This window comes from Actibacterium naphthalenivorans, assembly GCF_014196965.1.
GTDB classification, from domain to species: domain Bacteria; phylum Pseudomonadota; class Alphaproteobacteria; order Rhodobacterales; family Rhodobacteraceae; genus Actibacterium_A; species Actibacterium_A naphthalenivorans.
Map to the genome: position 1 here is coordinate 102,727 of NZ_JACIEQ010000004.1, position 23,393 is coordinate 126,119.

Below are 23,393 nucleotides of genomic sequence, written 5' to 3' on the forward strand. Positions count from 1 at the left end.
TGGGCGCAGCGCCCGTCACGTCACTGTCAGACGTGAGGTTTACGATTTGCTCTCAGAAGCAACTCAGACAACCCATGAGGTGAAACGATGTCTCTTCGCACCAGATTATTCTCCGCCACAGCCCTGATCACGATGCCGTTCATGGCCGCCGCGAGCGATCTTGCCTTCGCCCCGGTGCCCTTTGCGGCGGATGATGCCGCCAAGCGCGCCGTCATCGCCTCGGACAGCGTGATGATCGACGGTCAGAGCCACAAGATCGGCTATCACGTGATTGCCCGCTCCGGCGACAAGCTGGGCGAGGGCACGTTTGCCGGGCTTGTCGATCAGACCGGCGCCATCGTCAAATCCCCCGACGGGTCCGAGCATATCTCGGTCGATGCCGATTTCACCTCGCTGCTGCCGGTGGGGGGCAAGCTGTTCTCGATCACGCATTTCGAATCGCGCCCCGGCGCGATGTATCTGACCGAGCTGGAGCAGGCTGCCGACGGCACCCTGACCGCCGTTTCGACCAAGCCGGTGGATTTCGCGGCCTATGGTGGCCTGTGGGTTCCCTGCGCCGGTTCGGTGACGCCATGGGGCACGCATCTGGGCTCGGAGGAATATCCCGCAGACGCCCGCGCCATCGAGGCCGCGGCGTCGCTGGACGAGGTCGACGATTATTACAAGCCGATGGTGCGTTTTCAGGGTTTGACGCCGGAAACCATGACGCTGGAAGAGTTCCGCACCGCCTATAACGCGTATCGCTATGGCTATCCGGTCGAGGTGAGCGTGACCGAGGCGGGCGAGGCGACCCCGGTCAAGCATTTTGCCATGGGGCGGGTCGCTGTCGAGCTGGCCTATGTGATGCCCGACGAGAAAACCGCCTATATCTCGGATGACGGCACCAATGTCGGCCTGTTCATGTTCGTGGCCGACACGGCGGGCGATCTGTCTTCGGGCATGCTCTATGCCGCGAAATGGAACCAGACCTCGGACGAGGGCGCGGGTGCGGCCGATCTGGAATGGATCGAGCTGGGCCACGCGGATGATGCCGCCATTCAGGCGGAAATCGAGGCGGGCACGAAGTTCGCCGACATGTTCGAGACCGCCGATATCGCCGAGGATGGCAGTTGCGCGGAGGGCTTCCTGCCCTCCAATGCCGAAGGGCGCGCCGAATGCCTGCAGGTCAAGCCGGGCATGGAGGCCGTTGCCTCGCGTCTGGAGGCGCGGCGCTATGCGTCGATGATGGGGGCCACCACCGAGTTCCGAAAGATGGAAGGCATCACCTATAACCCCGAGGCCGGCGTGGTTTATCTGGCGATGTCGGAAGTGGCCAAGGGCATGGAAGACGGCGACAAGAACGATCTGGGCGGCCGCAACGACATCCGCCTGACGCAGAACAGCTGCGGCGCGGTCTATGAGCTGGGGCTGGATGACAGCTTCCGCGCGACCTCGGCCACGGCCATCGTCGCGGGCGAGCCGATGACATATGCCGATGACTCGCCCTATGCCGGCAACACCTGTGATGTCGACGGTATCGCCAACCCCGACAACATCACCTACATCCCCGGAACCGATACGCTGATCATCGGCGAGGATACCGGATCGGGCCACCAGAACGACGCGATCTGGGCGATGAACCTGGGCTCGGGCGCGCTGACCCGCATCTTCTCGACCCCCTACGGGTCGGAGACGACCTCGCCCTACTGGTATTCCGACATCAACGGCCACGGCTATCTGATGGCGGTGGTTCAGCATCCCTACGGTGAATCCGACGAAGACAAGCTGCAGGATGCCGCCGACGCCCGCGCCTATGTGGGCTATGTCGGCCCGTTCCCGGCGCTGTTGTCGAACTAGGGCGCGACCGGCCCTGCGATGAATGCATGTTTGCGGGGCCCGGTTCTGCGGGCCCTGCGAGACCTTCCGGGAGAGATCCGATGCGCAAATTCCGCTACCCGGCCCTTGCGCTGCTGATGGCCGCCCCGGCCATGGCGGCCGACCTGACCGGCAAGGCCCTGACCAACCCGACGGCTTACATCCCCTCGCAATGCTATACCGCTACCGAGGATGAGGCAGGGGGGGTGCATAACCCCTGTTTCACCTGCCACGTCCGCTCGCGCGCGCCGCATTACATCAATGATCAGGATCTGCAGCAGGCCTATTCCTTTCCCGGGCCGGCGCTGAAGAACCCGTGGACGAACCTCTTTGTCGATCGCACGTCGGCGGTGCTGGGCACCCCCGACGACGAGATCCTGGCCTATGTGCGCGACGACAATTACCACGACGGTGCGGGCGGTATCGCGCTGGCGGCGCGGCTGGCCGATCTTCCGGCGGGCTGGGATGCGGATGGCGACGGCGCTTGGGCGGGGTTTGTCCCCGATGCCAATTACCGCTTCGACGCCGAGGGGTTCGATCTGGATGCCGCCGGGCGGATGACCGGATGGCGGGCCTTTGCCTATCAGCCGCTTCCGGGCACGTTCTGGCCGACCAACGGGTCGACCGATGATGTGATGATCCGGCTGCCCGTGCCCTTTCGCGCCGCCGCCGACGGCACGCCGGATCGCGGGATCTACAAGCTCAACCTCGCCATCACCGAGGCCTTGATCAAGCGCCGCGACGTGGGCATCGCCCCCGCCGACGAGGCCGCGCTTGGCGTCGATCTGGATCTGGACGGCCGGATCGGCACGGCCACGCGGGTTGGTTTCGTGTTTCCGCCCGAGGACGGCAAGGCGATGCATTATGTCGGCCGGGCGGGCGTGATGCAGGAGGCGGGCACCGCCCGTCTGGCGGCGGGGCTTTACCCGGAGGGCACCGAGTTTCTGCACACGGTGCGCTATCTCGATCCGGTCGAGGGCGGCATCGCCATGGCGCCGCGCATCAAGGAGGTGCGCTATATGGTCAAGACCCGCTGGCAAACCTATTTCGACCGTCAGGAAGGCGCGCTGGCCGAAGCCAAGGAGCGCGCGGATTTCCCCGACCGGATCGCCCTGTTCGATGGCAATGTCGAAACCGGCATCTCGAACGGCACCGGCTGGCGGCTGCAGGGGTTCATCGAGGATGCGCAGGGCGAGCTGCGCCCCCAGACCTTCGAAGAGACGGTGTTCTGCATGGGCTGCCACGGGGGTATCGGTGTCACCGACGACGATACTTTCGCCTTCCCCCGCAAACTGGACAACAGCGCCTTTCAGGGTGGATGGGCGCATTGGACGCAAGGCCGGGGATTGCGCGGCGTTCCGGAACTGATCCGCGAGGATGGCAGCCCGGAATACGCCCATTATCTGCGCGCGAACGGGGCGGGCGACGAGTTTCGCGGCAACATGGAGCTTCTCGAGGCCTGGCTCGACGATCAGGGGCAGCTTGACGACGACCGCGCCGAAGGGTTTCGGGACGATATCGCGGCACTGCTCTACCCCTCGGCAAAGCGGGCGCTGGCGCTGAACGTGGCCTACCGCGAGATCGTGCGCGAGCAAAGCTTCATCCGTGGGCGGGACGCGACCATCGTGCCGCAGGGCAACGTGCACCGCGAGGTGACGCAGGACCGGCAAACCGGTGTGATCAAGCCGGAGAGACCGTGGTATGGCGCCGACTGAGCGTTCAGGCCCCGGCTCAGGCCCCGGCGGCCATCCGGCACATCAGCAGCAGGCGCGCCTTGCGGGCTGAAAGCTCGTCACAGGGTTGAACGCCGAGGGCGGTCAGCTCGGCCAGGCAGCCGGGGTAATCGTAATCCGTGCCCAGGCGGCCCGAGAGGGTGGAACTTGTGACCGCGATGGGAAGGCCCGCCTGCCGGAGAGCGGCGATCTCGGGCATCCAGTCGGGGGGCACCTGGCCCCGGCCGAGCCCGTCAAGAACGAGGCCCCGCGCGCCGCTTTCGACCGCGGCGCGCAGCAGCAGCGGCGAGGCCTCCATCGCGGCGGGCAGGATATCGACACGGGGCAGGGGCGGTTGCAGCCCGACAAAGCGCGGCATGGGCGCGGCGGCGGCGCGCAGATCGACATGGGCGCCATCCACATGGCCGATCGGCCCGTGGCCGGGAGAGCCGAAGCCGCGCAGCCGGTGCGACGACACCTTGCGCACATGGCGGGCCTCGTGGATCTCCTGATCAAAAACAACCAGCGCGCCGGCCCCGCGCGCGGCGGGGGCTGCGGCGGTGGTGATCGCATCGCGGATATTGGGGCCGGCATCGCTGCCGGGGGCATAGGGCACGCGCTGCGCCCCGGTCAGCACGAGCCCGGCATCCGGCAGATCGGTGATCAGATCGAGAAGGAAGGCGCTATCCTCGAGCATATCGGTGCCTTGCGAGATGACGACACCGGCGGCGCCGTCTGCCACGGCCCTTGCGCAACGGTCGCGCACCGCGAAAATATCTTTCAGTTGCAGCGCATTGCTGGGTTTCTGCGCGAGGGTGATCACCTCCAGCTCCACCCGCGTGTCCAGCGCGAGGCTGGTCACAAGCTCTGCCCCCGTCATCGCGCCGGCCACCGCGCGGCCGCTTTCGCCGCGCAGGCTGGCGATGGTGCCGCCAAGCGCGAAAAGGGTGATCCGGGGGCGGGTTGTGGTCATGTCATCTCGTTTCGCGAAAAGGGGGACGGGTGCCGCTTAGCGTTATCCCGCTTCGGCGCCCATGCCCAGACGGTGGCGTCACAGGCCCCGGAAAAAAGAGCGGCCGGCCCCCGCGTGCTGCCTGCAAAAGCGGCAGGCGGCGGGCAAAATTGATCAGGGCTGCGGAAAGACTTGTGCGTTCATGCCGCCCGCTCGACAGGGCCGGACCCGGCGCGCTTTCACGGATCTCAGCAATTCAGGCATAGCGAGAAGGCGACCTCAGATGGCTCAGAAAGAAATCCTTGTCGGGTTCGGGGTGGATGTGGATGCCGTTGCCGGGTGGCTCGGCTCTTACGGCGGCGAGGACAGCCCGGACGATATCTCCCGGGGGATGTTCGCGGGCGAGGTCGGTTCCATGCGGCTGCTGCGGCTTTTCAAGAAATACGACATGACGGCGACGTGGTTCATTCCGGGCCATTCGGTCGAGACCTTCCCGGCGCAGATGCGGGCCGTGGCCGAGGCCGGGCATGAGGTGGGCGTGCATGGCTACAGCCATGAGAACCCCATCGCCATGACGCGCGAACAGGAGGCGGCGGTGCTGGACCACAGCATTGATCTGATCACCGCGCTGACCGGCAAGAGACCCAAGGGATATGTGGCGCCGTGGTGGGAATTTTCGCCCGTGACCAACGAGTTGCTGCTGGAACGTGGCATCCTTTATGACCATTCTCTGATGCATGACGATCACACGCCCTACCGGGTGCGCGTGGGCGACCGCTGGACCAAGATCGACTATACGGCCAGGGCGCAGGACTGGATGAAACCGCTGGAACGCGGCGCGGAAACCGATCTGATCGAGATCCCGGCGAACTGGTATCTGGATGATCTGCCGCCGATGATGTTCATCAAGAGTTCGCCGAATTCGCACGGTTTCGTCAATCCGCGCGATATCGAGCAGCTTTGGCGCGACCAGTTCGACTGGGTCTACCGCGAGATGGATTACGCGGTCTTTCCGATCACCATCCATCCCGATGTTTCGGGGCGCCCGCAGGTATTGCTGATGCTGGAGCGGCTGATCGACTACATCAAGGGACATGACGGCGTGCGCTTTGTCACGATGACCGAGATGGCCGAGGATTTCGACCGTCGCTTCCCGCGCGGCTGAGCCCATGTGCTCTTTATGCGGTATTCTGGGCTGCGACGACCACTGGAGCCATGCGGTGGCGCGCGACGGGGTTTATACCCGCAACACCGACCGGCTGGCGCGCCGGGCAGAGGCCGCGCGGCGGGCGAAGGTGGCCAATGCCGTCCTGGCCCATCTGCGGCTGAGCTTTGGCGACTGGCAGGGGCGCAGCTATGTGCTGCGCAGCGCCACCGGAAAGACGGCGCTGTTTGACGCGCTGGGCCATCTGTGGCCCGAGGCGGAGGCGCTGAGCGGCAGGGCGCTGGACCCGCTTGATCCCGACTGGCTGGACCGGATCGAGGCGGCGCTGGATGCGGAGCGGGGCGGATGATCCCCGTCATCGTGCTGACGGGCGGGCTTGGCGCCGGCAAGACGACGCTGCTACAGCGCCTGCTGAGCGATCCGCGCATGGCCGGCACCGCGGTGCTTGTGAACGAGTTCGGCGAGATCGGGCTGGACCACGAGCTGATCGCCCCGGTGGATGGCCCGGTGATGCTGATGCGCTCGGGCTGTGTGTGCTGCACGATCCGGGGCGACATCGCGCAATCCCTGCGCGATCTGCTGGATCGGCAGGGGGCCGGAGAGATCGCGCCGATTACCCGTGTGGTGATCGAGACCACGGGGCTCGCCGATCCGTTTCCGGTGCTTTCCACCCTTCAGGCGGACCCGGTGATGCGGTCGCAGGTGAAAGCCGGCGGGGTGATCACGGTGGTTGATGCCTTCAACGGCCCGGCCGCGCTGACACGCGGGGGCGTTGCGCTGCGCCAGATCGCCGCCGCCGATACGCTGGTTCTGGCAAAGACCGATCTGGTCGGGGCGGCGGATGCGCGCGCGCTGGAAAAACGCCTGCGCGCGCTCAACCCGGTGGCGCGGCTGGTGCGCGCGGGTGCGCCATTGGACGAGATCCTGCCAGAGCGACCGATGGACAAGGAGATCGCCCTGCCTGCCGCGGCGCAGGGGCACAACCACGATCACAGCGGCATTCAGACCCTTTCGATCACCCGCGCCGGGCCGGTCAACTGGACCGCATTCGGCCTGTGGCTGACGGCGCTTTTGCACACGCATGGCGAGCGGATTCACCGCGTGAAGGGAATTCTTGCCGTCGAGCAGGGCGGGCCGCCCGTGGCGGTGCATGGGGTGGGGCCGCTGGTGCATCCGCCCCGCCATCTGGAACACCTGGGCGGCGCGGCGACGGAATCGCGGCTGGTGTTCATCTTCGAGGATCTTTCGCCCGACGCGCTTCGCCGTTCTTTCGATCTGTTCGACCGGCTCGGCCATGCCCGCGCGCCGCTGCCGGAGACCGTTTGCTGATGCGCCTGTCCGCGATGAAAGGCTTGACTGTCGCTGCGGCGCCCGCCGCCGGTTTTCGCGCTGCCGCATGAGATGCCGGAGGGACCTGCCCGCACCATGGGCGAAAATCGGCGAAGTTGATCATTCGGAGGGCAGTTTCGGAGATCACGCATCATTTCATTGCGCCGGAACTTGCACAGACAGACAACCTGCGCGCTTCGTGAGGCCGCACCACCCGTTTGGGGTGCTGCCGGGATCCACGCCTTGCGAAGGAGCCACTATGCAACAGGAAACCACGCACCAGGAAACAGCCGGTTGGCAGAAGCTGTCGACCACCAATGTCGACAAGGCGGAGCGCCTGAGCTTCTGGCAGGACTCGGCGAACACGCTCTTTCCGTCTACCGTCGTCACGGGCAGCGCGGATGACGATTTCTTCGGCTCCGTCACCTGGATGGAATTCGGCGAGCTGATGCTGGCGGATTTCATCTCTACCGCGACCGAGATCCAGCGCGGCGAAGAGCAGATCGGCCGCAATGACATGTGGTACGAGGTGTGCCTGCAGGTCGAGGGCGATTGCCGGCTGACGCAAGGCGGGCGCAGCGTGCGCGTGCGCCCGCGCGAAATGGTGCTTTACGACAGCCAGCAACCCTATCGCATGACCTTTTCCGGCCCTTACCGGCAGATCGCGCTGAAACTGCCGCGGCGGTTGCTGCAGGACCGGGTGCCATGCCTTGACACGCTGATCGCACGGCAGATGTCGGGGCAATCGCTGCCGGGGCGGTTCCTGTTCGATTTCATCATCACCATGTGCGACGTGAAGCGCGAGAGCGCCCGCGAAAGCCTGATCAACCGGCTCGAGGCGCATGTGGTAGACCTGCTGGCCACCGCGCTCAGCGAAATCGCCTCGGAACAGCCGCTGTCGGCCAACCGGCAGGCGCAGCTGGCGCGGGTGAAGGCGCATATCCTGGCGCATCTGGATGACCCCGGCCTTTGCCCGGCCGAGATCGCGCGGCAGCAATCCATCTCGCACCGGTCGCTCTACGAGCTGTTCGCGGGCGAGGATCTGCAGGTTTCGAAATGGATCAAGGCGCAGCGGCTGGAGCGGATCCGGCGCGATCTGGGCGACAGCCTGCTCAGCTCGTGGCCGATCACCACGATCGCCCTGCGCCGGGGTTTCAAGGATTTCTCGCATTTCTCGCGGGCGTTTCGCGCCCAATACGGAATTTCGCCGCGCGCCTATCGCAAGTCGCGGCTCAGTTGACCTGAAGGACCAAGAATGCGTCTGTGGATCAGATCCCCCCTGGCCGTCATGGCCGAAAACGCCGCTGGCGGCCTTGTGGTCGAAGACGGGCGGATCGTGGAGCTTGTGGCGGGCACGCAGCCCGCGGGCCCGGTCGATGAGGTTTTCGATGGATCGCGGCACGTTGTCATTCCGGGCCTTGTGAACGCGCATCACCATTTCTACCAGACCCTGACGCGCGCGCATCCGCAGGCGATCAACAAGGAGCTGTTCCCGTGGCTTCAGGCGCTCTATCCGCTGTGGGGCGGCCATCTGAACCGCGACACGTTTCGCATCGGCGTGCGCCTCGCGCTGGTGGAATTGCTGATGTCGGGCTGCACGACCGCTTCGGATCACCTGTTCGTCTTTGGCAGGGACATGGCGGATGCGGTGGATATCGAAGCCGAAGAGGCCAGGGCGCTGGGCATGCGCGTGGCGCTGACGCGCGGCGCGATCAACATGGGCACCAGTTCCGGCGGCATCGCGGATGAGCGGCTCATTCAGGATTACGACGCGGTGCTGAGCGATTGCGAACGGGTGCTGGGCGCCTATCACGACCGTTCCGACGGGGCGATGACCACCGTGGCGCTGGCGCCTTGCGCGCCGTTCAACGTGACCCGCCAGCTGATGATCGACACGGCGGAGATGGCCGACAAGCATGATTGCCGCCTGCACACCCATCTGGGCGAAACCCATGACGAGGATGAATTCTGCCTGTCGAAATACGGCATGCGCCCGCTTGATTATCTGGAGGATGTCGGCTGGATGACCGACCGCGTCTGGATGGCGCATGGCATCCATTTCAACGACGAGGAAATCGCGCGGATCGGCAAATGCGGCATGGGCGTCTGCCATTGCCCGACGTCGAACATGGTGCTTGCGTCGGGCCAGTGCCGGACCAAAGAGCTTGAAGCCGCGGGGGCGGTGGTCGGGCTGGGCGTCGATGGTTCGGCGTCGAACGACAATTCCAACCTGATGGAATCCGTGCGCCACGCGCTGATGCTGGGCCGTCTGACCTATGGCGCGGCGGCGGTGAGCCATCTGGATGCGCTGGGCTGGGCGACGGAGGGGTCCGCCAGGCTTCTGGGGCGCACGGATATTGGCGCGATCGCCCCGGGGAAACAGGCGGATCTGGCCATGTTCACGCTTGATGAGCTGCGCTTTTCGGGGGCCGGCGATCCGCTGGCGGCGCTTGTTCTGTGCGGGGCGCATCGGGCCGACCGGGTGATGGTCGGCGGCGAATGGCGCGTGCTCGACGGTGTGCCGCTCGGTGTCGATCTGGACGCCTTGCGCCGCGACCACGCCGCCGCTGCCGCGCGGTTCCTGCACGCCGCGTAGCCGCGCCGATCCACCCCCGAAGCGCCGCCGGCCCGGCGGCCCGGTGCCGCGCATGTCCCGACATGTTTTGTCGCCAGTCGGGGCCAGAGGGTCCGATGGCCCCGTCCGGCGCCGCGGTGTTTAGTGGGGGCAGGCGGCCCCGTTGGATGGCCGCGCCGGAACGGGAAGAAACACCATGTTCTATCGACAGATGGAAACGCGGAAATGGCAGGAGCTGGATCAGGCGCATTACCTGCATCCTTTCACCGATCACAAGGCGCTGCGCGAGATCGGATCGCGCGTGGCGGTTCGCGGCGAGGGCGTCCATGTCTGGGACACAGAAGGCCGGAAGATCATCGACGGGCTGTCCGGCCTGGGCTGCGTGAACATCGGCTACGGGCGGCCCGAACTGGTGGCCGCCGCCAGCGCGCAGATGAGCGACCTTTCCTTTTGCCAGTCCTTCTTCAACACCACGCATCCCGCCGCCGTTCTGCTGGCCGAGAAGCTGGTGAAGCTGACGCCGGAGGGGCTGAACCACGTCTTCTTCCAATGCTCGGGCTCCGAGGCGAACGAGACCGCCGTGCGCGCGATCCGGCGCTATTGGGATCTGCAGGGGCAGCCCGGCAAAAAGCTGATCATCGCCCGGGAATATGCCTATCACGGCTCGACCCATCTGGCGGCGTCGCTTTCGGGGCTGGAACCGATGCACCACGCCGGCGGTGACGTGCCGATGCCGGTGGTTCACCGCATCAAGACCGCCTATCCCTATCGCGAGAAGCCCGCCGCGATGCCGGATGACGAATTCGGGCGCCTTGCCGCATCCTGGCTGGAAGACAAGATACTGGAGCTGGGCCCCGAGAATGTGGCGGCCTTCTTTGCCGAGCCGGCGCAATCGGCCGGCGGCTCGATCGTGCCACCGATGAGCTATTGGCCCGCGATTCAGGATATCTGCAGGAAATATGACGTGCTGCTGGCGCTGGACGAGGTGGTGATGGGCTTTGGCCGCACCGGCAAATGGTTTGGCTCTTTCCACTATGGGATCACGCCGGATCTGATGCAGATCGGCAAGGGGCTGACCTCTGGCTATCTGCCCTTGTCGGCTTGCCTCATGTCCGACCGTGTCGCCGATGTGCTGATCGACAAGGGTGGCGAATGGGCCCATGGCTATACCTATTCCGGGCACCCCTCGTGCTGCGCCGTGGCGCTCGCCAATATCGAGGTGATCGAGAGCGAGGGGCTGATCGAGAATGCCGCCGACACGCTGATCCCGCATTTCGAGGCAAGGCTGGCCGAATTCACCGATCATCCGCTGATGGGGGATGTGCGCTCTGTCGGGCTGATGGCCGGGCTGGAGCTGGTGGCCGACCGGGCGACCGGCGAGGCGTTTGACGGCGCGTTGCGGGTTGGTCAGCATTGCTCGGCCGAGGGGCTTTCGCGCGGGCTGGCGTTTCGTGCCAATGGCGATACCATGGCGCTGATGCCGCCGCTGGTGATGACGGTCGGGCAGATGGACGAGATGTTCGCCATCGTGCGCGCGGCGCTTGATGCCACCGCCCGGCATCTGGGGATGGCGTAGCGCATGGTGCGGACCGACAAGTTCTATATCGACGGGGGCTGGGTGGCGCCTGCGGGGGAGGCGACAGGCCCGGTGATCAACCCCGCCACGGGCGAACCGGTCGCCGAAGTGGCCTGGGGCGGGCCCGAGGATGTAGAGCGTGCCGTGCGCGCGGCGCGGGCCGCCTTTCCCGCCTTTTCGGCGGCACCGGTGGCCGAGCGCGTGGCGCTGCTGCGCCGCATCGCGCAGGTATTCACGGCGCGCAAGAAGGAACTGGAAGCGGCGGTGACCGCCGAAATGGGCAGCCCCGCCGATCTGTCCGACTGGATGCAGACCGGTTCCGCGATCCTCTATTTCAACGAGGCCGCCGACACGGCCGAGGCCTTCGGCTTTGAACAGCCGCATGGCACGACGCGGCTGCGCTATGAGGCGATTGGCGTGGCCGGGCTGATCACGCCGTGGAACTGGCCGCTGAACCAGATCGTCACCAAGCTGGCCCCGGCGCTGGCGGCGGGCTGTACGGTGGTTCTGAAACCTTCGGAAATCTCGCCGCTGTCGGCGCTGCTTCTGGCCGAGGTGCTGGACGAGGCCGGGGTGCCGGCGGGGGTGTTCAACCTGATCAACGGGTCGGGGCAGGATGTGGGCGCGGCGATCTGCCGTCATCCGGGGATCGACATGGTGTCTTTCACCGGCTCCACCCGAACCGGAATCGCGGTGGCGCAGGCCGCCGCGCCCACGGTAAAGCGCGTTCATCAGGAGCTGGGCGGGAAATCCGCCAACATCATACTGCCCGATGCAGATCCGGGGCGGGCGCTGGCCGACGGGGTGGGGCGGTGTTTCATCAACTCGGGCCAGAGCTGCATCGCGCCCAGCCGGATGCTGATCCCCCGCGCGCGGCAGGCGGAGATGCACGCGGGCCTTCTGGCCGAGGCGGCAAAGGTGCGTATCGGCGATCCCGCCCGCGCGGAAACGACGATGGGGCCTGTCGCGTGCCGGGCGCAGTGGGACCGGGTGCAGGCGATGATCGCGCGCGGCATCGCGGAAGGGGCGCGGCTTTTGTGCGGCGGCACCGGCCTGCCCGAGGGGATGAACCGGGGGTTCTATGTGCGCCCGACGATCTTCGTGGATGTGACCAACGACATGGATATCGCCCGGCAGGAAATCTTCGGCCCGGTTCTGAGCGTGATCGCCTATGATACGGTCGATGAGGCCATCGAGATCGCGAATGACAGCGAATACGGGCTGGCGGGCTATGTCTACGGGCGAAACCCGGATGAGGCCGAAGCGGTGGCACGGCGCCTGCGCGCGGGGCGCATTTTCATCAACAACCCGCCCTTCGATTTCTCGGCGCCCTTCGGCGGGTACAGGAAATCGGGGAACGGGCGAGAGCTTGGCCTGTTCGGCCTGACCGAGTATCTGGAGGTCAAGGCCATGCTCGGGTATCGCAACTGACCGGCGCCGGGAAAGGACGACAGATGGACATGGGTCCGAGTGCCGAGGCCACCCCGCCTGCCGGGGGCGATGCGGGGAACAATCCCGTCGATATCCTCGTCGATCATGTCGAGAAGAATTTTCAGACCAGAAACGGTGTGATCAAGGCGCTGGAGGATGTCACGCTGAAGATCCGCCGGGGCGCGTTCGTGGCGCTGATCGGCCCTTCGGGCTGCGGCAAGTCCACCCTGCTGCGCCTGGTGGCGGGGCTGGATGCGCCGGATGACGGATCGGTCCGGATCAGGGGGCATCAACCGCTGGAGTTTCGCAACCAGGGCCGCCTTGGCATCGCCTTTCAGGACGCGGCCCTGATGCCCTGGCGCTCGGTCTATCAGAATATCGCGCTGCCGCTTCAGGTTCTCAAGCGCCCGGTCAGGGCGCATGACGACAAGATCCGCGAATTGATCGAGTTGGTCGGCCTGAAGGGCTGCGAGGATCATCTGCCGGCGCAGCTTTCGGGGGGCATGCGCCAACGGGTGGCCATCGCCCGTTCGCTGGTCAGCGCGCCGGAGGTGCTGTTGATGGACGAACCTTTCGGCGCGCTCGACCAGATCCTGCGGCGCACGATGAATATCGAGTTGCAGCGGATCTGGAGCCGGCAGAAGACGACGACGCTTCTGGTCACGCATGGGATCGACGAGGCATTGTTTCTTGCCGATCAGGTCGTCGTCATGCATGCGCGCCCGGGGCGCGTGGCCGAGGTGGTCGATGTGCCCTTTGCGCGCCCGCGTACCAAGGCGCTGTTTTCGGACCCGCAGTTCCACGCGATGTGCGAAGACCTGATGGAAAAGCTGCATCCCGGCCACAAGGACGGCTGAAAGGCATCACGCGCCGAATGTCGTCTCAGGGCGTCGGTTCGGCGGGGACGATCCACTCCAGCTCGACAAAGGCACCGCCGGGGCTGCGCAGATAGCAGCAGCGCCCGCCGGGAAAGCCGATGACCTCGCCCAGCAGTTCGGCCCCGGCGGCGCGGCAGGTGTCGAGCGCCTTTTCCAGATCGTCGACGTGAAAACAGATGTGGCCCGCCCCCGGCCGCCACGGCAGCGCATCCCCCTGCGGCGCGGGGCCGGCGGCATCGTGAAAGCAGATCAGCTCCAACACCATACCCGGGCCCGGCGCGCGCATCTGGGTGAAGGCGCAAAGCAGCCCCGCGTGCCCTGCCATGCGGGCGATGTCGGGGCCCATGTCTTCTTCCACGAAATCGGCGTGAAAGCCGAAAGCCTTCGTGAAAAACGCCATGGCCGCGGGCAGATCGCCGACCGTGAGAGAGACGTGGTGAAGATGAAAGCTCATCGCCGGGTCTTGCGTTCGAGCATGCCGACCAGTTCGTAAGTGCCGGCCGAGATCAGGATGGAGACCAGCGCGCCGGCCCAGATGGTTTCGTAATCCAGCGCCGGGCGGGAAATGTTCAGCAGATTGCCCAGACCGACCCCGCTGACCAGCCATTCCGCCACCATGACGCCCAGCAGCGCCATGGGCGCGACCATCTTGGCCGCCGCGAAGAAATAGCTGATCGAATAGGGCACCGCGATGCGCCACAAAAGCTGCCAGCGCGACCCGCCATAGACCGACACCAGATCCCGCGCCGCCGCCGGGATGGCGGCAAAGCCCTGATTCAGCAGCACATAGGCCGGGAAAAAGACCACCAGCATCGCCAGAAAGACCGAGGCCGTGATCCCGCGCCCGAAGGCCAGCACGACAAAGGGCACCAACGCCACCAGCGGCGTGTTCTGAACGAGCATCGCCACCGGCACCAGCGCCCGCGCCACTGCCGGGGCGAGGATCGACAGCGCCGCCAGCACGAAGGAAAAGGCCAGCCCCGCGATCAGCCCCAGCGCCGCCATCGGCAGGGTAACGCCTAGCGCCTTCCAGATCGGATAGGCGTTTTCGGTAAAGATGAACCGGATCGTCTCGATCGGGGTGGGCGCGATGATCGGCGGCAGGTCGGCGCCCTTGATCAGAAGCGCCCAGAGCACGAAGGGCAGCAGCAGCGCGATCAGGCCAAAGCCGGCCCGCCCCCACCGGCCGCCGGCAGGAGGGTCGGTGTGCAGCGCGGGCGCCAGCGTCACGCTTTGCGTGGTGCGTTGCAGCCAGACGGCGGGCAGAAGAAAGACGAGATAGCCGCAAAGCGCGATGGCCGAGGTCGAGATCGCGATGCCCCAGAGCCGCGCCGGATTGGCCTGCGGCAGGGTCGAGAGCAGGAAAGAGCCAAAGCCGAAGCGGGTGCCGGAGCCGAACTCGCCCAGCACCGCGCCCAGCACCGCGATCGGTGCGGCCACACGCAGCCCGGCGAAGATCTGCGGCAGGCTGCCGCGCAGGCGCACATAGCGCATCAGCTCTGCCTCGCCGCCACCATAGACCTCGATCAGGTCCGACAGGCGGCGGTCGACCTCTTTCAGGCCAAGCAGCATCGTTGACATGGCGGGGAAATAGACCATCAGCGCCGCCAGGATGGTCTGCGGCCAGTCGCCTTTGAAGAACAGCACCAGAAGCGGGCCGATCACGATCGCCGGCATGGTGTAGATCGCGATATTCACCCCGCGAAAAACGGTATGAAGCCACGGCACGAGGCAAAAGAGCAGCGCGCCGATGAAGGCCGCGCCGCAGCCTAGGGCGAAGCCGGTCAGCGCGACCCTGATCGTCGCGACCCCGTGCATCACGAAAAGATCCGCGCCGATCCACAGTTCCCGGAGGATGTAGACCGGGCTGGACAGGATCAGCCGGCCCGTCTGTGTGCCCGAGCCGAGCAGATGCCAGGCCAGCAGCACCAGAGCCGCCACAAGGACCCGCCCCAAGGCCCGCGCAGCGCGGATGCGGGGCCGCGAACGGGCGAGGCGGGGGGAAAGGGAAAACATCTTGGCGGGCATGTGAACCGATCTTGGCCAGTAGGGAGGCGCGGCAGTCTGGACGGCCATGCCGGGATGCCCGCCCTGTCTGACAGATTGCCGTGTTGGCGCGGGGGCGGCCACACTCGTGGCTCGACCCGTGACGCGGTAAAACTTGGCCGCAGATGCGGGCCTGTCATGAAACTGTATAAAAGCTGTGCAACGGGCCGTGACACTCGGGAAACGCGCGCGGCCCGGCGGCTTGTGAAAGTGCAAAACCGGCTTCAAATTCAGCGTTTTGCGGCGTTTCGCTTGGTATTTTATCGCTTTTCGGCGCTTGTCGCGGCCGCGCGAAATTAAACAAGTCAGCGCGCAGTGGCAGGCAAGACAGCCAAATTGACCGTGCCCCACAAGGCTTTCTAAGCTTTCGCGACGGGAACCGGAAAAACGGACCGCGCCGAAGCTTTCAACAATCCCAACATCAGGATATTGCCATGACCAAGCTTTCCCGCCGCGCTTTCACCGCCTCCGCCCTGGGTGGCCTTGCCGCCGCTGCCGTGCTTCCGGGCCGGGCAGCGCTTGGCGCCACCACGAAACTCACCCTGCAGGCCATCTGGATCAACGATCCCGAATTCAACGGGTATTACATCGCCATGGAAGAAGGGTTCTACGCCGAGGAAGGGCTGGAGATCGACTATATCCCCGGCGGCCCCGATGTGATCCCGCAGGCCTCGCTTCTGACCGGCAAGGCCGATGTCGCGCTGACCTCGCCGCTGGAAACCGCCGAGGCGATCTTTGAAAAGGGCGCCAGGTTCAAGGTGATCGGCGCGCAGTTTCAGAAAAGCCCCGACAGCGTGATCTTTCTGAAGGAAAGCGGCATCACCACGCTGAAGGATCTGGAAGGCAAGACCATCGCCTGCCCGCCGCTGAACATCGGCCCGTTCAAGATCGTGCTGGACCTGAACAATGTCGATGCCGACAAGATCACCTTTGTTCCCTACACCTTCGACCCGACCCCGCTTGCGCTGGGGCAGGTGGATGCGGTCGTCGATTTCATGACCTCGATGCCCTATGTCGTGGCCCAGGCGGCGCAAAAGGAAACGGGCTTCATCCTCTTTTCCGATGTCGGCATGGTCTATGGACAGGATCTCGTGTGCGTGACAGAGGATACGCTGGCCGCGCGGCGCGACGATTTGGTCGGGTTTCTGCGCGCCTCGCGCAAGGGATGGGTCGAAGAGTTCAAGGCCCCCGGCAACGCCGCCCTCGGATGGGAGGACAGCTGGTTCAAGGGCAACGGTTACACCCCGGACATGACCCAGTTCCACTCGAACATCCAGGTGGGCCTGATCGACCATCCCGAGGGGGTCTATTCGATGGATGACGTCTGGATCGAGCAGACACTTGCCTCGCTCAACAATGTCGGCATCCCGGCCACCAAAGACATGTTCGACACGTCGCTGCTTGCCGAAATCTGATGAACGACATGAAACTCGGGCAAGGGATTGCCCTGTTCACACCCCTGACAATCAGGGGTGTGACCTTTCGCAACCGCATGGTTCTGTCACCCATGAGCCAATATGCGGCCGAGGATGGCCGGGCGGGCGGCTGGCATTTCGATCATTACGCGCATATGGCGCTTTCCGGCCTCGGCGGCGCGCTGGTCGAGGCGACGGCGATCAGCCCCGAAGGGCGGATCACGCCCGACTGTCTTGGCCTTTGGCGGGATGACCAGGTCGAGGGCCTGTCGCGCGTCGCGGCGATCTTTCACCGCCATGGTATCCCCGTCGGTATCCAGATCGGCCATGCCGGGCGCAAGGGGTCAACCGATGCGCCCTGGAACGGGGGCCGGTTCCTGCCGGAGAGCGATCCGCGATATTGGCAAACGCTGGCCCCTTCGGCGCTGAAATATCACGATGACTGGCCCACGCCCCGCGCGCTGACGCTGGACGGGATCGTGCAGGTGCGCGCCGATTTCGTTTCCGCCGCCCGGCGCGCCGTGGCCGCCGGTTTCGATTTCATCGAAATCCACGGCGCGCATGGCTATCTGCTGCACAGCTTCGTGTCGCCGCTGTGCAACGCGCGCGAAGATGGCTATGGCGGCACGGCCGGCAACCGCATGCGCCTGCCGCTGGAGATCACGGCCGATCTGCGCGGCGTGATCCCCGCCGATATGCCGCTGTTCTACCGCGCGTCCTGTATCGACCGCGTCGAGGGCGGGTTGGTGATCGAAGATACCCTGGCCCTTGCACAGGGGCTGAAAGAGGCCGGGGCCGATCTGGTCGATTGCTCCGCCGGTGGCGCGGCGATGAGCACGAACGGCGCCTATATCAAGGGCGACATCACCGAGCAGCACGATATGGCGGCAACGATCCGCGCGGAAAGCGGGCTGGCGACCATGGCGGTGGGCGGCATCCACAGCCCCGAGACGGCCGCCGGTATCCTGGATGCGGGCAAGGCCGATCTTGTGGCGATCGCCAGCGAGATGTTGAACAATTTCGACTTTCCGCGCCAATGCGCCGAAGCACTGGGCGCTGAACGGCCGGATTTCGTGCAGCCGCTGCGCTATGCCTTCTACAACCAGTTCCGCCGGGCAAAGCCATGAGACCAGCGCGGGCGGAGCTTGGCGAAACCGGTCTGGGCGTCAGCCGGATCGGTTTCGGCACCGCCCCGCTGGGCGATTTCTATGCCCGGCTCGAAGAACACGAGGCGATCGCCACGGTCGAGGCCGCGCTGCGCGCCGGGATCAATCTGGTCGATACCTCGCCCCATTACGGCAATGGGCTGGCCGAGCATCGCACCGGCACCGCGCTGCGCGGCGTCGCCCGGGACGAGGTGGTGATCTGCACCAAGGTCGGCCGGGTCATGCAGCCGCAGCGACAGGGAAAACCGGCCGCTCCCGCGCGCGGTTTCGTCGGCTCTTTGCCGCATCGGCCGCAGTTCGATTACAGCTATGACGGCGCCATGCGGTCGGTCGAACAATCGCTGCTGCGTCTGGGGACCGACCGGATCGACCTGTTGCTGATCCATGACACAGACCCCTGGACCCATGGCGCGGACCGGATCGAAGCCGGCTACCGCGAAGCGGTGGAGGGCGCCACGCGCGCGCTTTCGGATCTGAAATCACAAGGGGTTATCGCGGGATACGGCCTTGGCCTTGACGATCATGAGATGGCCGAGCGGTTCCTGGGCGATGCGGATTACGATGTGATCCTGCTTGCCGGCCGCTATTCGCTGCTCGAGCAGCCCGCGCTTGCCACGCTGATGCCCAAGGCGAAAGCCACCGGCACGGCGCTGATCCTCGGCGGGGTGTTCAACTCCGGCATCCTTGCCACCGGCGCGGTGGCCGGGGCCCGGTATAACTATGAAACCGCGCCCCCAGACATCATGGCCCGCGTCGCGCGGATAGAGGCGGTTTGCGCCGCCCATGCCGTGCCGCTGCCCGATGCCGCGGTGCAATTCGCGCTGGCCCATCCCGGCGTCGCCTCGGTGGTGCTTGGCGGGGTCAAACCGGCCGAGGTTCTGCGCAACCTGGCCGCCCTTGAAACTGTCATCCCCCCGGCGCTCTGGTCCGACCTGAAATCCCAAGGGCTGCTGGTGCAAGACGCGCCGACGCCCTGAGCATCGCCGCCGGGACAGTATCACATATCGAACATCTTGCCCCAGCCGGTGATCCTCGGCGTCACCCCGGCCTTCAGGCAGGCGTCGAGATAGGTGACCGAGATGGAATCCGCCATGGCGATGCCTGTCTCTGCCTCGATCTCCTCTGCCAGGGCGGTGGCCGGAAAATTCGTGCAGACCACGGCGATGCAATCGGCGGCGTCATGGGCGGCGGCGCGCAGCAGCGCGCGCACCTTGTCCGGCGGGGTCGCGCCGATATCGACATTCGCCACGCAGCCGAGCGAGACCGCATGCACCACCTCGAAACCGGAGCGCGTGTAATTCTCGACGATCGCGGCGGTCACGTCTTCGGTATAGGGCACGGCGAGGGAAATCTTCTTCCAGTTCTTCCGCGCGAAGAGGTCATAATAGCCGATGGTGGCCGAGGTCGCCTTGATCCCCGTTTCGGCCTCGATCGCCTCGCACAGCCTGAGATCCTGCTCTATCCCGCGCCAGCTGGCGGCAGTGCCGTTCCAGGTGATCACGTCGAGCGGCGCATCGGCCAGCAGACGCGCGGCGGCGCGCATCGGTTCGAACTGGAAATGCGCCTCGGAAGCGGCATTCAGCGCCAGTTTCTGCACCGTGATGCGCGAGAAATGGTGCGATATCCGCCCGGCCTCCTGCATGTTCATCGCGTAGGTCAGCGGCTCTGCCCAGGTGTTGGACGAGGGCATGATATGGCCGATGCGCGTGTAGCTCTCGGCCGGGTTATAGGGATAGGGCAGGGGCATGGGACCTCATTCGCAGGGCAGGTTTCGGGTAAAGCCCAGATCGGGGCGGCGGCGGTTGTCCAGGAAACGGCGGACATGGGGCACGGTGGTTTCGGCAAGGGCGCGGATGTCGGCGCGGTTCGCCTCGAGCCGGGGCATGAATCCTGCGATCCGGGCGCGCAGGGCGTCGGGGTCAAAGCCGGTGGGGCGGCCCGCATGCAGCACCTCGCGCCCGGCGACGAAGACATGGGCGACAGAGGCGCCGTTTTCGGCCGTGACCATCTGGGTAATCGGCGCGTTGAGCGGACAGAAAGCCGGGCTTTGCAGTGACAGGCAGACCAGATCGGCCGGCGCACCGGGGGCGAGCGTCGCGGGCGCCAGCCCCATGGCCGCGGCCCCGCCCAGCGTCGCCATCCCGTAGGCCTGCGCGGCGCCGACCCAGCGGCGGGCCGGCGTCTCCCACAGCCGCGACAGGTTGGTGGCGTGGCGCATCGCCTCGAACATGTTCATCGCGTCCGAGGAATTGGCGCCATCGGTGGCAAGGGCCACGGTCACCCCTTCTTCGAGCATCATCCGCAGGGGGGCGACACCGGCGCCAAGCCTTTGATTGGACGCGGGAACATGGGCGATCGTCGCGCCATAGCGGGCCAGGGTGGCAAAATCGCGCCGCTCCAGCCAGACGGCGTGGCCGACGGTGAAGTCGGGGCCCAGAATCCCAAGCTCGTGCAGACGATCGACCGGCGAGGCGTTCCAGAGCGCGCGCGCCACCTCGGCCTGAAGGCGGCTTTCGGCGACATGCATATGCAGGCGCCAGCCCCGCGCGCGGGCCAGGTCGGCGGCGCCTTGCAGAAACTCGGGCGTGCATTGGTGCGGAATTGTCGGGGCAAGGCCCCAGACGATCCCCTCGGGCAGATCAAAGCCCATGGCCTCGTCGATCCTGCGCAGCAGGGTCTGGGGATCCTGCGGCGTGCCGGTCAGCGCTTTGGCCCTGCCGGCGGGCAGCGCGTCGGCCAGGCCGGGGATCGAGTCGGCGAAGCCGATATCGGCGACCATGGGGGCGATGACGGCACGCAGCCCGGCGTCGTGATAGGCCCGGGCCACGGCGTGCAGATGCTCGGGTTCCGGCGCGGGCATTCCGACGACCAGATCATAGACCGCTGTGACGCCGCTCGACAGCATGTCCCACGCGCCCAGCAGCGTGGAATCGTAAACCATCTGCGCGTCGCGCCCGGCAGCCATCCAGCCGCCATGCGTCAGCGAAAATTCCAGCGGCCAGAGGTCTGCCACCCCCTTGTTCAGGTTCGCGTGGCCGTGGGTATGGGCATTGATCAGCCCCGCGATGACCATATGGCCCGAAATGTCGCGCTGCGGCAGGTCGGTGCCGTGATCCCCGGCGATCCGCCCGTCACGGATCACCAGATCACGCGGCACGACCTTTGCGGTCAGCGGGCAGGCGACGAGCCCGCCCTTGAGCACCAGCCCGCTCATGCCGCCGGGGGCGGCGGGCAGACGCCTGCGAAATGACGCGCCACATCGGCGCGCCCGGCGAACCACACGCCCTCGGTTGCGCGGATGTCGGCCAGGAAGCCGCGCAGCGCGTCGAACCGCGCCGGCTGACCCGAGACGCGGTTGTGCAGGCTGATCGTCATCAGCCGCGGCGAGCTCCGGCTTTCGCGCAGCAGCGTGGTGAACGCAGAGGCCAGATAGGCGCGGAAATCCTCGGCCGTGGGCAGCTTGGCGCTGGCCAGGCGGTTGTCGTTCAGCGTGAAGCTGTGCGGTACGATCAGCCGCCCGTCATGCCAGAAAGGCAGATCGTCGGCATAGCTGTCGGCGTCGTAGAACAGGCATTCATGCTCTGCGATCAGCGCGCGGGTGCGGACCGATGGCGCATAGCGGCTCTGCCAGCCGGTCGGCGGCCGCCCGATGGCGCGGGTGATGCCCGACACGGCATTGGCGATGGCGGCGCGTTCCTGTGCGTCGTCCATCAGGAAATGACGCATGAACCGGTCGCCATGGGCGCAGACATCCCAGCCCGCTTCGGCGATCAGCCCGGCGGCGTCGGGGTTGCGCGCCAGCGCCTGTGCGCAGGCCGAAACCGTCGGTGGCAGGTCCAGCTCGGCAAAGAGATCGGCCAGCCGCCAGAACCCGGCACGGCTGCCGTATTCAAAAAGGCTTTCGGCCACCAGATCGCGCGTGCCGGCGGGCACCTCGCCGATGATCGCATCGGTGAGCGCAAGTTCGGTTGCCGGATCACCGTCGGGGATCGAGGGCTCGGCGCCTTCCTCGAAGTTCAGCACCACGACGATGGCCAGACCCGCCCCGCCGGGCCAGCGGAAATCGGGCTTGTGCCGCCCGTAGCCGATGAAATCGCGCTGGCTCATGCGGCCCGCCCTGCCGGGAGTTGCGCGTGGAGCGTGGCGGCCATGGCCAGCAGGCGCTCCTCTCCGCGCGGGCCGGCGATGAACGAAAGGCCGACCGGCACGCCCTCGACCATCGTCGCGGGGATGTTGAGCTGGGGCAGGCGGGCGAGCGAGGCCACGCAGGTCAGCGCAAGGGTTTTCTCGCGGAACTCGATCAACTGCTCCAGACCGCCGCCCACGAAGGGGGGCAGATCGTGGGCTGTGGGGATGCAGATCACCCCGTCCGCGCCCAGCAGATCTATCATGTGCTCCGTCAGCCCTTCGCGCCAGCGCGCGGCGGGGGCGATATCGGCGGCGGTCACTGTCGCGGCCAGTGCCATGCGTTGCGCGATCGAGGCCGAGACCTGCCGCCCCTCCGCCGCCGCCCAGGTGCCGAGCGTGGCGTGAAGATCGCCCAGTTGCAGCGGGCGGAACGTATCGAGCCAATGCGCCACGCCGCCGCGATACAGATCGACCTCGGCCACGGGGCCAAGCGCCCTGGCCAGCGGCAAGAGCGCCTGCGCCACGCGGGGGTTGGGGATCGCGAAAGCATCGCGCGCCAGCAACAGGCGGGTGGCGGACAGATCGCCCGTGGGGCCGAAGTAAACCTCGCCCACACGGGACATCACGGCCGGAGAACGCGCCATCCAGCCCACGGTATCAAAGCTGGGCGCCATCGCCATGACACCGGCCACGGAGATCCGTCCGAAGGTGGTGCGCAGCCCGAAGATGCCGCAAAAGCTGCCCGGCACCCGGATCGAGCCGCCGGTATCGGTGCCAAGCGCGAAATCGACCAGCCCGCCCGCCACCGCCGAGGCCGAGCCGGCGGAAGATCCGCCCGGCACCCTGTCGGGGGCGGCGGGGTTGATCGGCGTGCCGAAGAACTCGTTGTCGCCGAACATGCCGCAGGCGACCTCGTCGGTATGGGTCTTGCCGGCGCATTGCGCCCCGGCGGCCAGCGGAATCTGCACCGCGGGCGCCGTGGCGCGGGCGATCACCCCCGCCTTCAGCCGGTCGGGGTTGCCGCAGGCTGTCACCGCGCCTTCGATATCGAACAGATCCTTCACCGCGAAGGAGAGATCGGCCAACGGCCCTTCCCATGTGGCGCGAAAGGGCGCGGGGCTATGCCCGACGAAGGCGGCCCGGCGGATCGTTTCAATCTGCGTCAT

At 66.3% G+C, this 23,393-nt stretch carries 20 protein-coding genes; 13 read left to right on the forward strand and 7 right to left on the reverse strand.

What is annotated here, in order from left to right:
* Window positions 1-87 precede the first annotated feature (87 nt).
* Together GGR17_RS14295 and GGR17_RS14300 are read left to right on the forward strand one after the other, a co-directional pair.
* Window positions 88-1,836 (forward strand): PhoX family protein, encoded by a 1,749-nt coding sequence (locus GGR17_RS14295; protein WP_054539308.1) that lies wholly within the window; start codon window positions 88-90, stop codon window positions 1,834-1,836.
* 80 nt (window positions 1,837-1,916) lie between these two features.
* Window positions 1,917-3,569 (forward strand): hypothetical protein, encoded by a 1,653-nt coding sequence (locus GGR17_RS14300; protein WP_054539307.1) that lies wholly within the window; start codon window positions 1,917-1,919, stop codon window positions 3,567-3,569.
* 16 nt (window positions 3,570-3,585) lie between these two features.
* Here the strand turns inward: GGR17_RS14300 and GGR17_RS14305 are convergent, their stop codons facing one another.
* Window positions 3,586-4,539: an asparaginase gene (locus GGR17_RS14305; protein WP_054539306.1), complete on the reverse strand. Its 954-nt coding sequence runs from the start codon at window positions 4,537-4,539 to the stop codon at window positions 3,586-3,588.
* 262 nt (window positions 4,540-4,801) lie between these two features.
* Between GGR17_RS14305 and GGR17_RS14310 the strand changes: the two genes are divergently transcribed.
* The 8 genes from GGR17_RS14310 to GGR17_RS14345 all read left to right on the forward strand — a co-directional run bounded on the left by GGR17_RS14310 (window position 4,802) and on the right by GGR17_RS14345 (window position 13,451).
* The gene (locus tag GGR17_RS14310; RefSeq protein WP_054539305.1) at window positions 4,802-5,683 is read left to right on the forward strand and encodes a polysaccharide deacetylase family protein; all 882 of its coding nucleotides are present in this window, start codon (window positions 4,802-4,804) and stop codon (window positions 5,681-5,683) included.
* 4 nt (window positions 5,684-5,687) lie between these two features.
* Window positions 5,688-6,032: a hypothetical protein gene (locus tag GGR17_RS14315; RefSeq protein WP_054539304.1), complete on the forward strand. Its 345-nt coding sequence runs from the start codon at window positions 5,688-5,690 to the stop codon at window positions 6,030-6,032.
* Entirely contained in the window at window positions 6,029-7,012 is a 984-nt protein-coding gene (locus GGR17_RS14320) for a CobW family GTP-binding protein (RefSeq protein WP_054539303.1), read from the forward strand. Before GGR17_RS14315 ends, GGR17_RS14320 begins: the two co-directional genes overlap by 4 nt.
* Before the next feature lie 259 nt (window positions 7,013-7,271).
* Window positions 7,272-8,252: an AraC-like ligand-binding domain-containing protein gene (locus tag GGR17_RS14325; RefSeq protein ID WP_054539302.1), complete on the forward strand. Its 981-nt coding sequence runs from the start codon at window positions 7,272-7,274 to the stop codon at window positions 8,250-8,252.
* Between the two features lie 15 nt (window positions 8,253-8,267).
* Window positions 8,268-9,608 (forward strand): 8-oxoguanine deaminase, encoded by a 1,341-nt coding sequence (locus tag GGR17_RS14330; RefSeq protein ID WP_054539301.1) that lies wholly within the window; start codon window positions 8,268-8,270, stop codon window positions 9,606-9,608.
* Window positions 9,609-9,783: 175 nt separating this feature from the next.
* A complete protein-coding gene (locus GGR17_RS14335; protein ID WP_207642705.1) occupies window positions 9,784-11,163 on the forward strand; it encodes an aminotransferase in 1,380 nt (459 codons plus the stop codon).
* Window positions 11,164-11,166: 3 nt separating this feature from the next.
* A complete protein-coding gene (locus GGR17_RS14340; RefSeq protein WP_054539300.1) occupies window positions 11,167-12,594 on the forward strand; it encodes an aldehyde dehydrogenase family protein in 1,428 nt (475 codons plus the stop codon).
* A gap of 23 nt (window positions 12,595-12,617) precedes the next feature.
* The gene (locus tag GGR17_RS14345; RefSeq protein WP_235974506.1) at window positions 12,618-13,451 is read left to right on the forward strand and encodes an ABC transporter ATP-binding protein; all 834 of its coding nucleotides are present in this window, start codon (window positions 12,618-12,620) and stop codon (window positions 13,449-13,451) included.
* Window positions 13,452-13,476: 25 nt separating this feature from the next.
* Here the strand turns inward: GGR17_RS14345 and GGR17_RS14350 are convergent, their stop codons facing one another.
* Window positions 13,477-13,926 (reverse strand): VOC family protein, encoded by a 450-nt coding sequence (locus GGR17_RS14350; RefSeq protein WP_054539299.1) that lies wholly within the window; start codon window positions 13,924-13,926, stop codon window positions 13,477-13,479.
* Window positions 13,923-15,500 carry an ABC transporter permease gene (locus tag GGR17_RS14355; protein WP_054539298.1) on the reverse strand — a complete coding sequence of 526 codons (1,578 nt, stop codon included), beginning with the start codon at window positions 15,498-15,500 and terminating at the stop codon, window positions 13,923-13,925. Before GGR17_RS14355 ends, GGR17_RS14350 begins: the two co-directional genes overlap by 4 nt.
* Window positions 15,501-15,952: 452 nt before the next feature.
* Here GGR17_RS14355 and GGR17_RS14360 point away from each other — a divergent pair, with 452 nt between their 5' ends.
* Genes GGR17_RS14360 through GGR17_RS14370 form a run of 3 tightly spaced genes read left to right on the forward strand, consistent with a single transcriptional unit; the run spans window position 15,953 to window position 19,076 of the window.
* Window positions 15,953-16,933 (forward strand): ABC transporter substrate-binding protein, encoded by a 981-nt coding sequence (locus tag GGR17_RS14360; protein WP_054539297.1) that lies wholly within the window; start codon window positions 15,953-15,955, stop codon window positions 16,931-16,933.
* Window positions 16,933-18,060, forward strand: coding sequence for an NADH:flavin oxidoreductase/NADH oxidase (locus tag GGR17_RS14365; RefSeq protein ID WP_054539296.1), 1,128 nt, complete (start codon window positions 16,933-16,935; stop codon window positions 18,058-18,060). Before GGR17_RS14360 ends, GGR17_RS14365 begins: the two co-directional genes overlap by 1 nt.
* Window positions 18,057-19,076, forward strand: a complete 1,020-nt coding sequence (locus GGR17_RS14370; RefSeq protein ID WP_054539295.1) for an aldo/keto reductase — start codon at window positions 18,057-18,059, stop codon at window positions 19,074-19,076. The genes GGR17_RS14365 and GGR17_RS14370 overlap by 4 nt, the downstream gene beginning before the upstream one ends.
* A 20-nt stretch (window positions 19,077-19,096) precedes the next feature.
* Here the strand turns inward: GGR17_RS14370 and GGR17_RS14375 are convergent, their stop codons facing one another.
* From GGR17_RS14375 to GGR17_RS14390, 4 genes are read right to left on the reverse strand one after another with little or no spacing between them, the layout of a single operon-like run.
* Window positions 19,097-19,846: a maleate cis-trans isomerase family protein gene (locus GGR17_RS14375; protein ID WP_054539294.1), complete on the reverse strand. Its 750-nt coding sequence runs from the start codon at window positions 19,844-19,846 to the stop codon at window positions 19,097-19,099.
* 6 nt (window positions 19,847-19,852) lie between these two features.
* The gene (locus GGR17_RS14380) at window positions 19,853-21,313 is read right to left on the reverse strand and encodes an amidohydrolase family protein (protein ID WP_054539293.1); all 1,461 of its coding nucleotides are present in this window, start codon (window positions 21,311-21,313) and stop codon (window positions 19,853-19,855) included.
* Entirely contained in the window at window positions 21,310-22,206 is an 897-nt protein-coding gene (locus GGR17_RS14385) for a polysaccharide deacetylase family protein (protein WP_054539292.1), read from the reverse strand. Before GGR17_RS14385 ends, GGR17_RS14380 begins: the two co-directional genes overlap by 4 nt.
* On the reverse strand, window positions 22,203-23,393 hold the full coding sequence (locus tag GGR17_RS14390; RefSeq protein WP_054539291.1) for an amidase: 1,191 nt from the start codon (window positions 23,391-23,393) through the stop codon (window positions 22,203-22,205). Before GGR17_RS14390 ends, GGR17_RS14385 begins: the two co-directional genes overlap by 4 nt.